The following is a 12,077-nucleotide window of genomic DNA, read 5'->3' as shown; positions in this document are numbered from 1 at the left end:
CTATGAGTAACGAAAAACATACTACTCCACAACTGCAGGAAAACAATACAATTAATATTAGAGCTGAATTAGAAAAATATTTAATTCACTGGAAATGGTTTATTTTAGGTTTAATTTTAGCCATCATTTCTGCTTTATTATATATAAATGTATACAGCACAGCCATATATAGTGCATCTACAACAATTTTATTAAAAAACAATGAACAAGGAGGAGGTATTGCTGATGAGTTAGCTTCTTTTGGCGCATTTGGTATTGGTGGTGGTTCTAGCAAAAAGATTGATAATGAAATTGAAATTATAAAATCAAGAAAACTTCTTAGTCGTGTAATACAAACCTTATCTTTAAACACCTCGTATTCAGTAGAGAATTCTTTCAAAGAATCAGAGATTTATAAAGATACGCCTATTATATTTACACCTACTGACTCTAGTTATAATATTCATAAGAAACTAGACACCATATTAGAAATTGAAATTATATCCGAAAATAAATTCAAACTAAAAGACATACATGGTAATGTGATTTTAGAGAAAGAGTTCAATAAGGTAATTGAAAGTAACTCTATAGGTAATTTTAAAATCGAAAGAAAATCAAACATAGCCAAAAACATTTTAAGAAAGAACATAAAACTTTCTTTAATCCCTAGCAATAGAATCATAGACTACTTACAGAAAAATATTTCAATTATTCCTGTTTCAAAAAAATCAAGTGTTTTAAAGCTTTCTCTGGAATCTTCAATTAAAGAGAAAGCAGAAGACATTTTAGATGAATTAATTAGACAATACAATTTAGATGCTATCAACGATAAAAAAGAAATATCTGAAAAGACAAATGAGTTCATTTCTGATCGTCTAAAGAATGTAGCTAAAGAATTAGGTGTACTTGATGATAATGTAAAAACTTTTAAAGATAAAAACAACATTACTGATATTAAATCAGAGGCTCAACTAACTCTTCAAACAGATACTGAAAATCGTAAGAAATTAATAGAAGCTTCCACAGAATTAAGTCTAGCAAAATCTTTAAACAAAGAATTAGACGATGATGATTATTTACCCGCTAATTTAGGCCTTTCTGATGCTAATATTTCAAACTCAATTAATCAATACAACCAACTAATAGCTCAAATTAAACGTTTAGAAAAAAGTGCAGGAGCAAAAAACACAATGTTAATTGATTCTCAAGAAAACTTAAATAGTTTAAAATATTCCTTAAAAAAAAGTTTAGAAAACACTGTTAGATCTTTACAGATAAGAGTAAACAACTTACAAAGTGAAGCTAATAGGTTTAACTCTAAAATATCATCAATCCCTAATAAAGAAAGAGAGTTTTTAGATATTTCTCGTAGACAACAAATAATAGCTGGTTTATATTCTTTCTTGCTAAAGAAAAAAGAAGAAACAGCTATTTCTCTTACAGCAACTACTATACCTAATGCTAAAATAATCGATAGAGCCTATGCTTCTAATATCCCCGTAAGTCCTAGAAAAAAAATTATTTATTTAGCTACTTTATTTCTTGGTTTAATTATTCCTTTCAGTATCATCTATTTAAGAAATTTATTAGACACAAAAATTCATTCTAGAAAAGATATTACCGACTTAACCTCAATCCCTTTCTTAGGAGATATTCCTCACTCTGAGACTAAGGAAAAAATAGTTATTAATTCAAGTGCTCGTTCAAGTGCCGCTGAAGCTTTTAGACTTATAAGAACGAATTTAGACTTTATGATATCTAATAAAGAAGGAAGTGAGGCTAAGACAGTTTTTGTTACCTCTACAACTAGTGGGGAAGGTAAATCATTTACTTCTATCAATTTGGCTGCTTCGTTGTCTCTATCTGGAAAAAAAGTTGTCTTAGTTGGTATGGACTTAAGAGCTCCTAAAATTACTCAGTACCTAGAACTTCCTGATAGAAAAGGAGTTACTAATTACCTTACAAACAACATAGAATTGGAGTCCTTAAAGTTTTCAATAAATGAAATACCTGATTTAGATATTATTTCTTCTGGTACTATTCCTCCTAACCCTGCAGAATTATTGATGAGTAATAAAATAGAAGAATTATTCAGAACTCTAAAGTCTGAATATGATTATGTTATAATTGATACAGCTCCTGTAAGTTTAGTAACTGATACTTTATTAATATCTAAATATTCTGACATTGTATTATATGTTAGTAGAGCCAACTATTTAGATAAACGTATGTTGATGATTCCTGAAAGCTTATACAAAGACAAGAAATTACCCAACTTAGCAATCATATTAAATGACACTGATTTGAAACGAGTTAATGGTTACGGTTATGGTTATGGTTACGGTTATGGTTATGGAGTAGACATAGATGACAATGATAAACCATGGTATAAGAAAATATTTAGTTAAAAGAAATTGACTCTAATAAAAAAGGAAGCTTAAAAGCTTCCTTTTTTATTTAAATTTTTTATTATTATGTAACAATTTATCTATTTGTTTTTTTGTTTTTGATGTTCCTATTTTTTGTAGGAGTTTTAAGTGATTATGGTGGTGTGTATCTGTACCTACAAAATCATACATACCTTCACTTAACAACTTTTGTGCTGTTTTTTGCACTCCTTTACCATATTGTTCTGTCAAGGACAAAAGGTTTAATTGAAAAACACACCCTGCTTTCTTTAATTTATAAAAATTCTGAAAGTCATTGTGATAAAAATTATACCTTTCTGGGTGTGCTAGAACTGGTTTGTACCCCTTTAATTGTATTTCAAATAAAATATCGTATAAATTATAAGGAGCATTAAAATATGACATCTCAACAAGAATATAATTATCTTTTAGAACTAAAATATCGTCTGCTTTCAATCTTTCAATAAAACGTTCGTCCATCATATACTCTGCAGCCGCTCTTATTGAAATATCATTAAATCCATTTTCTTTTAAGGCTATTTTCACTTCTTCAAGCTTATTTTTTATGGTATCTGATGAATTTGGATACACATCTCCTAAAACATGCGGAGTTGTTACAAAATTCTTAATCCCATAAGAATACATCTTAGAAATTAATGATATGGAATTTTCAATATCCTTTGCTCCATCATCTATTCCAGGTAATAAATGTGAATGAATATCTACAAACTCTTTAGGGAAAACTTCTTGTAAAGGGATTTCTTTTTTTTTGAAAAAAAACATAGTAATGTATAATATATATATTTATCTGCAAATTTAAAATAATAAACTTACTATGCTGCTACAAACTTCATTCCTTTTTGTTTTTCAAAAATTAAATAATGGTCATTTCACTTTGATAGCATATATTTGACTTATAAAAACATAAGAAATGATTTTAATTGCCGATGGTGGCTCTACTAAAGCTGATTGGATTGCTCTTGACGATACTAAAAAAGAAGTTTTTAGAACAACTACACTAGGCTTAAATCCATCGGTTCTTACAGAACACGAAATGCTTAGCACTATCGATAGTGCTGACGACCTATTAAAAGTACAAAATGACACTCTACAGATTCATTTTTATGGAGCTGGTTGTGGAAGTCCTAAAGCTGCAGAAAGTTTACAAAATGTTCTAAAGTCTATTTTTAAAAAAGCTACAGTATTTGTTTCAGAAGATACTTTAGCTGCTGTTTATGCTAGTACAGGTAACAAACCTGGGATTGTCTGCATTTTAGGAACTGGATCAAATAGTTGTTATTACGATGGCAAAAACATAACTACTACAGCTCCTTCATTAGGTTATACTATTATGGATGAAGCTAGTGGAAATTATTTTGGTAAACAATTATTACGTGATTTTTACTACGATAAAATGCCTAAAAGAATTGCTTCGGCTTTCAAAACTTCATTCGAACTTGATACAGATACCGTAAAAATGAATCTGTATAGAAAGCCTTACCCAAATATGTACTTGGCTTCATTTGCTAAATTTATGCTAGAGTATAAAGGTGAAAAGTATATCAGAAAAATGATTAAAAAAGGGGTTCAAGAATTTTTTAAGTATCGTATTCTTCCGTTTAAAAAAGACAAACAAACCCCAATTTACTTTATCGGATCAATAGCTTATTACTTTCAGGATATATTAGAAAAAGTTGCTTTAAAAAACAACTTAATCGTTACAGATGTTATTCAACGCCCAATTGATAACTTAGTCGATTTTCATCGAAATCATTCATTTTAAAAAGACTCTACAATTCTTTCAAGAGCCATCCCTCTTGAACCCTTAACTAAAATTGTACTATTTTCTATTGGGTTATTCTTTACATAATCTTCAAACTCATAAAAGTTCTTAAACTTTTTACACTCAGTAATTGTCTTATAAAAATTATCCCCTATAAGAAAAGCTTTATTCAAGTCTAGTTTTTCAATCATATCTACTATGTTTTGATGCTCTTTTGAACTATATTCTCCAAGCTCAAACATATCTCCTAAAATTATTATTTTATTATTACCATGTAGTTTACTAAAACTTTCTAAAGCAGCTTTCATACTTGTAGGGTTAGCATTGTATGCATCTAAAATTACTTTATTAGTTTCAGTATTTATTACCTGAGATCTATTATTAGAAGGAACATAATTCTCAATAGCATTTTTTATTTGCTCTAATGACACGTTAAAGTAGTTTCCAATAGTTATTGCTGCTGATATATTAGCAAAATTGTAAGCTCCTATTAAGTTACTTAAAACATCTATATTTTTATAAGAAAGTTTTACAAATGGATTCGCTTCTATAAACTTTATACTTTCTTCAAAAGTAATTGTCTCTATACCTTCTGTTCTTTCTACTTGCTTTTCATCTGTAGGATTGACAAAAACTTTTTTATTATGAGCTCTTAAAAAATCATACAATTCAGATTTAGCTTTTACCACACCATCTAAAGAACCAAAACCTTCTAAATGCGCACTCCCGAAGTTTGTTATATAACCATAATCAGGATTCGCTATTCTTGATAAAAAATCAATTTCTTTTGCATGATTGGCTCCCATTTCAACAATACCTATCTCTGTATCTTTATTCATTGACAATAAGGTTAATGGTACACCAATATGATTGTTTAAGTTACCTAAAGTAGCTGTTGTTTTATACTTTGTTGATAGGACTGCATTTATAAGTTCTTTTGTAGTTGTTTTTCCATTACTTCCTGTTAAAGCAATTATAGGAATTTTCAATTGATTCCTATGATAATTTGCTAGTTCTTGAAGTGTTTCTAGAACATCTTTAACCAAAATTAGTTTTTCTGAAGTTTCATACTCAACTTCATCAATTACTGCATAACTAGCACCTTTATTAATAGCTTCTTCTGCAAACTTATTTCCATTAAAGTTTTCTCCTTTTAAAGCAAAAAAAAGTGTGTTTTTTCTAATACTTCTAGTATCTGTATCTACTAAACCATGAGCGATATACAGCTTGTATAAATCTTCTATCTTCATATTGTAAAAATAAAAAACCTCATTGAGATTCAATGAGGTTCTTATATAATTTTAGGTTCAATTATTATTTCACTTTATCTGGTGTAGCGGTTTTTCTTTTGTTTAAAACCATTGGTCCCATTTTATCAGTAGCACATCTAAACCCTATATAGTTCGTTGCCATATATTCTGGGAAATATCTTCTTTGTGCTGGATCTAACCAATATTCTCTATCAGCCCAAGAACCACCTTTATAAACTCTAGATTTATCACTTATTAATGTAGTTCTTCTCTTATCGTCATACTTATAGTTGTTTACAACGTTTCCTAAAGTATCTACTTCTGCTTCTGGTTTTTGTGGAGAATTATACATTCTTGTAGTACGGTCTAATTGATCTTTATCTAATCCGTAGAACTTAGAAGAAGCTTGGTCTCCATCGCCTAAACTAGAGTTATTAGCTAAGTTATAGTTTCTTCTCATGTAAGTATCTTCTTTAGTAATTGGAATATACTTAACACTTCCTGGTAAATCTTTAGGTACAATTCTACCGTTTTCTAAAGTATCATACTCTACTTCTCCATCACCAACAATAACAACTTTACCTTCTTCGTTAATTAATTTTTTAGTAAAAATATTACCTCTAAAGTAGTTAAAGTCATTTGCTTCTGAATCAATAATTGGTCGATATACATCTTGTACCCATTCAGATACGTTACCAGACATATCATATAAACCAAAGGCATTAGGAGGATAACTTTTAACAGCATTAGGAATATCTGATCCGTCACTACTCCAACCAGCAATACCACTATAGTCTCCTTTACCTTGCTTAAAGTTAGCTAACTGATCTCCTCTTCTTCTTTTATCTCTATCACGAGTATATTTTCCACTCCAAGCATACTTCTTTCTACCTCTAATATTATTATACTCACGGTTTTCAAAAATAGACTTTGCTGCATACTCCCACTCTACTTCAGTTGGTAATCTAAATTTCTGAGATAATATACCATCAGAAGAAGTTACTTGTCTTCCCGTAAAAGCTCCTTTTTCTGGTTTAGGCTCTCCTTTAGATCTTGGTACTGGGATACCTTTTTTATAGATTGTAGAATCTCCATCAAAAATGGAATAAGGATCTGTTAAATATGTATCAGTATCAAAGTTATTTTCACCTTTAAAGCTTATTGAATCTTCCTTAAAGATGTTTTTTATAACTCCTTTGTCCATTAATATCTTTAAGTTAACAGCATTAGTACGCCACTTACAATATTTATTGGCTTGTATCCAGCTAACCCCAACAACAGGATATTCCGCATACGAAGGATGTCTTAAATAACTTTCAGATAATAAGTTTGTATTACCTAAACCTTTTCTCCATACTAATGTATCTGGTAATATTGATGGATAAATATTTTTAAACTGCGGATCTTCTGGAGGGAATACATCTTTAGTATACTGCATAAATAACCCATACTCTGCATTAGTCACCTCTGTTTCATCCATGTAAAAAGTACGAACATGCATTTTTTGAGGAGTTGTATTCCAATCAAACATAACATCATCTTGTACTAATCCCATAGTAAAGGTACCTCCTTCTATATGAACCATTCCTGGCGGCACATTTTTACCTTCTTTGTACTCTCCCTTCAAATAACCTCCATAATTAGGATCATTAAAGTTCCAACCAGTTAATGAAGACTTACCCGATCTAGCTCCATTACTCTTACAAGAAGTAATTAATAAACCAGTGATCGCTAATAAACTAAATAATTTCAACGTACTTTTCATGTATTTTTAACTGTTTTTTAAGGGTGTCGCAATTTACAATATTTCTAATTTCTTACAACTAATTTATCTATAAATTCACATTTAGTAACCTTGTCTATGCAAGATTACAAACGACAGTTTTTATACTTTAGTATTACGAATCTAAGAAAAAGATTAAAATATAGGCTGTTAAAGTTTAATATTTTTAGTGGTAAAAAATAAATTTCTTCCTAAATCTAATAGTATACATAATAATATCTTAGTAATACCGTTACCTTATTAAACTAATAAATAAACTTTTAAGTTTAGTATTACAAGAAGTCCAAAAAAAGTTATTAGTTGTATACTCCCCCAAGAAAAATTATATATTTGCTAAACAATTAATCAAATTTTACATGAAAAAATTATCAATCGTATTATTTTTTGTGTGCTTTACCCTTCAAAATAAAGCGCAAGCCCAAACATCAATAAATACAACGGCAATGCCTTTTTTATTGATTACACCTGATGCTCGTGCTGGTGGTATGGGGGATATTGGAGTTGCTACATCTTCAGATGCCTTTTCTATCTTTCATAACCCTGCAAAAACTGCATTTAATCAAAACAAAATAAGCATAGGACTTAACTATACTCCTTGGCTTAGAAACTTAACTGACGATATTTTTGTTGGTGGAGGTTCTTACGTTAATAGGTATAGTGAAAAATCAGCTTGGGGAGTTGATTTAAAGTATTTTTCTCTTGGAGAAGTAGCTTTAACAAATGACAGTGGTACTTCTAATGGGATAGAAAATCCTAATGAATTAGCTATCACAGGAATTTATTCATTAAAACTAAGTGAAACTTTTTCTATGGGAATTGGTTTAAAGTACATCCATTCAAACTACAAAATAAGAAGTAACGACTCTAATTTAGATGCCGTTAACTCTTTTGCTGTTGATGTTTCTGGTTATTATCAATCTAAAGAAGATAACTATGGAAGCTTTAACGGACGCTACAGATTAGGTTTTAACATATCTAACATAGGTCCAAAAGTTGAATACAGTCCTGGTGTTCCTAACTTTATTCCAACAAACGCTAAAGTTGGGGGTGGTTTTGATTTTATTTTTGATGATAAGAATATTTTAGGACTTAACTTAGAATTCACAAAATTATTAGTTCCATCTAGTCCTAACTCTGAAAGAGGTTGGTTTGAAGGAATGTTCACTTCTTTAGGAGATAGAAGCTTTAGTGAAGAATTACAAGAAACTACTTGGGCTTTAGGAGCCGAATACTTATACAACAATGCCTTTGCTCTTAGAGCTGGTTATTTTCACGAAAGTGAGGAGAAAGGACAACGTCAGTACTTTACTTTAGGTACTGGGTTTACTGCAAGGGCTTTTACTTTAGATTTATCTTATTTAGTAAATACAGCAGCAGTAAATAATCCTTTAGAGAATACATTACGTTTTTCTTTATCATTTGATTTAGGAGAACTTTATGAAGTTTATTAAAAACCAGTATTTTTTTCATAAATTCGTATCAGAATACAAAAGCAGTCTAACCGACTGCTTTTTTTGACTAATTTATTTACGATGAAGAAAATTGATGTAACCACTATTGCTACTTTATTTGATGATATTTCACAATTATCAACCGAAGATGCCTTTTTAATGGAAAAAGCTGTTGAAGCAAGACAGAAAGCTTACGCCCCTTACTCAAAATTTAATGTTGGTGCTGCTATATTGCTTGATAATGGGGAAATTGTTTTAGGTAATAATCAAGAGAGCGCTGCATACCCTTCTGGTATGTGTGCAGAGCGAGTTGCTATTTGGAAAGCTGGTTCTGAATTCCCTGATATGAAGGTCAAAAAAATAGCAATAACAGCAGCCTCTGAAAACTCTACAGTGGATAAACCTGTTGGACCTTGTGGAGCATGCCGTCAAACATTATCAGAATATGAAATAAACCAACAACAACCTATTGAAATTATTTTTATGGGAGAAGTTGGTAAAATTGTGAAAACTGAGTCCTTACTATCTTTACTGCCTTTTTCTTTTGATAGCTCCTATTTGTAACATTTACAACATTAAAATCATAAAAAAACCTATTTGTTTTTTATAATAAAACAAAACATAGTTTATTTTTTAAGAATATCATAATTCTAAAAAAATGACTGTCTATAAAGTAATTATCGTCAATAAAAATGCTTTATTTGTAACTATCCAACATTTAAAAATTAGTATCTCGAATGAAATCATCAGTAATTACAGGAACAGGAGCCTTTATTCCTTCAATCAAAAAAGAAAATAGTAAGTTTAATGACAGTTTCTTTTTAAATGCTGATGGAACTTCCTTTGATAATTCTAACTCTGTAATTATTGATAAATTTAAATCAATAACTGGTATCGAAGAGCGTCGTTATGCTAAACCTGAATATAAAGCTTCAGACCTTGGTTTTTTTGCTGCAAAAAAAGCAATTGAAGATGCTAAGATTAATCCAGAAGAATTAGACTACATCATTTTTGCTCATAATTTTGGAGACGTTAAAATAAATGCTATTCAAAGTGATATTCTTCCCAGCTTAGCTACTCGTGTAAAGCATTTATTACAGATTGAGAATCCGAATTGTGTAGCGTATGATATTTTGTTTGGTTGTCCTGGTTGGATCGAAGGTGTTATTCAGGCACAAGCCTTTATAAAAGCTGGTATAGCAAAAAAATGTTTAGTTATTGGAGGCGAAACACTATCAAGAGTTGTAGACATGAACGATCGTGATTCTATGATTTACAGTGATGGCGCTGGTGCTTGTATCGTGGAAGCTACAGACAAAAACGACAGTGGTATTCTTAGTCATGCTTCACAAACCTTTACTAAAGAGGAAGCTTATTATTTATTCTTTGGAAACTCAAATGATAAAAATAAAGACAAAGATGTACGTTATATTAAAATGCACGGACGAAAAATATATGAGTTCGCTTTAACTAATGTACCTAAAGCAATGCAAACTGCTTTAGATAAAAGTGGTGTAAGCATTAATGACGTAAAAAAAATATTTATCCATCAGGCCAATGAAAAAATGGATGAAGCTATTATTAAACGCTTTTATCGATTATACAAAAAACCTGTTCCTGAAGGTATAATGCCAATGAGTATCCACAAATTAGGAAATAGTTCAGTAGCAACCGTACCTACCCTACTCGATTTAGTTTTAAAAGGAAATATTGAAAACCAAGAAGTAAAAAAAGGAGATGTTATTATTTTAGCATCAGTAGGTGCTGGAATGAATATTAATGCCATAGTTTATAAGATTTAATAGTTAAAAAAACTCTTTAATTTCTTACTAAATATTCTCGCAAATATAAAATCTAAGTACTATTTTTGCGCATGCAACAACACAACGTACTTATATTAGATTTCGGATCGCAATACACACAGTTAATTGCGCGCCGTGTAAGAGAATTAAATATTTATTGTGAAATTCACCCTTACAACAAAATACCACAAAATTTAAACGATTTTAAAGCTGTAATCCTTTCAGGAAGTCCATCTTCAGTTCGTTCAGAAGAAGCTCCACATCCTGATTTATCTGAAATTAGAGGTAAAAAACCTTTATTAGCTGTATGCTATGGAGCTCAATATTTAGCTCATTTTTCAGGTGGTTTAGTAGCTCCTTCTAATACTCGTGAGTATGGTAGAGCTAACTTATCTTTTATTAAAGAAGGAGAAGAATTCTTTAAAGATATTTCTGAAGGAAGTCAAGTTTGGATGAGTCATTCAGACACAATTAAAGAGTTACCTACTGGAGGAACATTATTAGCAAGTACTCATGATGTACAAAATGCAGCATACAAGATTGATGGAGAGACTACTTATGCGATCCAATTTCACCCAGAAGTATATCATTCTACAGATGGTAAACAATTATTACAAAACTTTTTAGTTAATATAGCTGGGGTAGCTCAAACATGGACACCAGATTCATTTGTTGACGAAACTGTAGCTGAATTAAAAGCTAAGATCGGTAATGACAAAGTTGTTTTAGGTTTATCTGGAGGAGTAGATTCTACCGTAGCTGCAGTTTTATTACACAAAGCAATTGGAAGTAATTTACACTGTATTTTCGTAAACAACGGATTGTTACGTAAAAATGAATTTACCGATGTATTAAAACAATACGAAGGTATGGGGTTAAACGTTAAAGGAGTGGATGCTTCGGCACGTTTTTTGGACGAACTAGCTGGATTAAGTGACCCAGAAGCAAAACGTAAAGCTATTGGTAAGGTTTTTATTGATGTTTTTGATGATGAAGCACACCAAATAGAAGATGCTAAATGGTTAGCACAAGGAACAATATATCCTGATGTAATAGAATCAGTTTCAGTTAACGGAGGTCCTTCAGCTACTATTAAAAGTCATCACAATGTAGGTGGTTTACCTGATTTCATGAAATTGAAAGTTGTTGAGCCTTTACGTATGATTTTTAAAGATGAAGTACGTCGAGTTGGTGCTTCTATGGGAATTGATAAAGAATTATTAGGTCGTCACCCATTTCCAGGTCCTGGTTTAGCTATCAGGATTTTAGGTGATATCACAGCAGAAAAAGTTCGTATTTTGCAAGAAGTAGATGCTGTATTCATCAACGGGTTAAAAGAGAGCGGATTGTATGACAAAGTATGGCAAGCAGGTGCTATTTTATTACCAGTAAATTCTGTTGGAGTTATGGGAGATGAAAGGACCTACGAAAAGGTAGTTGCTCTAAGGGCAGTAGAAAGTACCGATGGTATGACAGCAGATTGGGTTAATTTACCATATGAGTTTTTACAAAAAACATCAAATAAAATAATAAATAATGTAAAAGGTGTGAATAGAGTTGTATACGATATTAGCTCTAAACCACCAGCAACAATTGAATGGGAATAAAAATCCATTATTAA

At 30.8% G+C, this 12,077-nt stretch carries 9 protein-coding genes; 6 read left to right on the top strand and 3 right to left on the bottom strand.

Annotation, left to right across the window (positions count from 1 at the left end; translation table 11 throughout):
- The first annotated feature begins 2 nt into the window (after positions 1 to 2).
- Entirely contained in the window at positions 3 to 2,387 is a 2,385-nt protein-coding gene (locus tag C8N27_RS13680) for a GumC family protein (RefSeq protein ID WP_121148145.1), read from the top strand.
- Between the two features lie 45 nt (positions 2,388 to 2,432).
- Here the strand turns inward: C8N27_RS13680 and C8N27_RS13675 are convergent, their stop codons facing one another.
- On the bottom strand, positions 2,433 to 3,170 hold the full coding sequence (locus C8N27_RS13675; RefSeq protein WP_121148143.1) for a tyrosine-protein phosphatase: 738 nt from the start codon (positions 3,168 to 3,170) through the stop codon (positions 2,433 to 2,435).
- Positions 3,171 to 3,318: 148 nt separating this feature from the next.
- Here C8N27_RS13675 and C8N27_RS13670 point away from each other — a divergent pair, with 148 nt between their 5' ends.
- Complete coding sequence (locus tag C8N27_RS13670; RefSeq protein WP_121148140.1) at positions 3,319 to 4,170, top strand: N-acetylglucosamine kinase; 852 nt, start codon at positions 3,319 to 3,321, stop codon at positions 4,168 to 4,170.
- Here C8N27_RS13670 and C8N27_RS13665 read toward each other — a convergent pair.
- Complete coding sequence (locus tag C8N27_RS13665) at positions 4,167 to 5,420, bottom strand: UDP-N-acetylmuramoyl-tripeptide--D-alanyl-D-alanine ligase (RefSeq protein ID WP_121148138.1); 1,254 nt, start codon at positions 5,418 to 5,420, stop codon at positions 4,167 to 4,169. The two genes, C8N27_RS13670 and C8N27_RS13665, sit on opposite strands and share 4 nt — an antisense overlap.
- A gap of 64 nt (positions 5,421 to 5,484) precedes the next feature.
- Positions 5,485 to 7,185 carry a gliding motility lipoprotein GldJ gene (gene gldJ / locus C8N27_RS13660; protein ID WP_121148135.1) on the bottom strand — a complete coding sequence of 567 codons (1,701 nt, stop codon included), beginning with the start codon at positions 7,183 to 7,185 and terminating at the stop codon, positions 5,485 to 5,487.
- 374 nt (positions 7,186 to 7,559) lie between these two features.
- Between gldJ and porV the strand changes: the two genes are divergently transcribed.
- From porV to guaA, 4 genes are all read left to right on the top strand, one after another.
- A complete protein-coding gene (gene porV, locus C8N27_RS13655; protein WP_121148133.1) occupies positions 7,560 to 8,654 on the top strand; it encodes a type IX secretion system outer membrane channel protein PorV in 1,095 nt (364 codons plus the stop codon).
- Between the two features lie 81 nt (positions 8,655 to 8,735).
- Entirely contained in the window at positions 8,736 to 9,218 is a 483-nt protein-coding gene (cdd, locus tag C8N27_RS13650; RefSeq protein ID WP_121148130.1) for a cytidine deaminase, read from the top strand.
- Between the two features lie 173 nt (positions 9,219 to 9,391).
- Positions 9,392 to 10,456 carry a 3-oxoacyl-ACP synthase III family protein gene (locus C8N27_RS13645; protein ID WP_121148128.1) on the top strand — a complete coding sequence of 355 codons (1,065 nt, stop codon included), beginning with the start codon at positions 9,392 to 9,394 and terminating at the stop codon, positions 10,454 to 10,456.
- A 71-nt stretch (positions 10,457 to 10,527) separates the two neighbouring features.
- Positions 10,528 to 12,063: a glutamine-hydrolyzing GMP synthase gene (gene guaA, locus C8N27_RS13640; protein ID WP_121148125.1), complete on the top strand. Its 1,536-nt coding sequence runs from the start codon at positions 10,528 to 10,530 to the stop codon at positions 12,061 to 12,063.
- The last annotated feature ends 14 nt before the right edge of the window (positions 12,064 to 12,077 follow it).

Source organism: Tenacibaculum discolor, assembly GCF_003664185.1.
GTDB lineage: Bacteria > Bacteroidota > Bacteroidia > Flavobacteriales > Flavobacteriaceae > Polaribacter > Polaribacter discolor.
The sequence above is the reverse complement of the archived record's forward strand: the minus strand, read 5'-3'. Positions and strand labels throughout refer to the sequence as shown.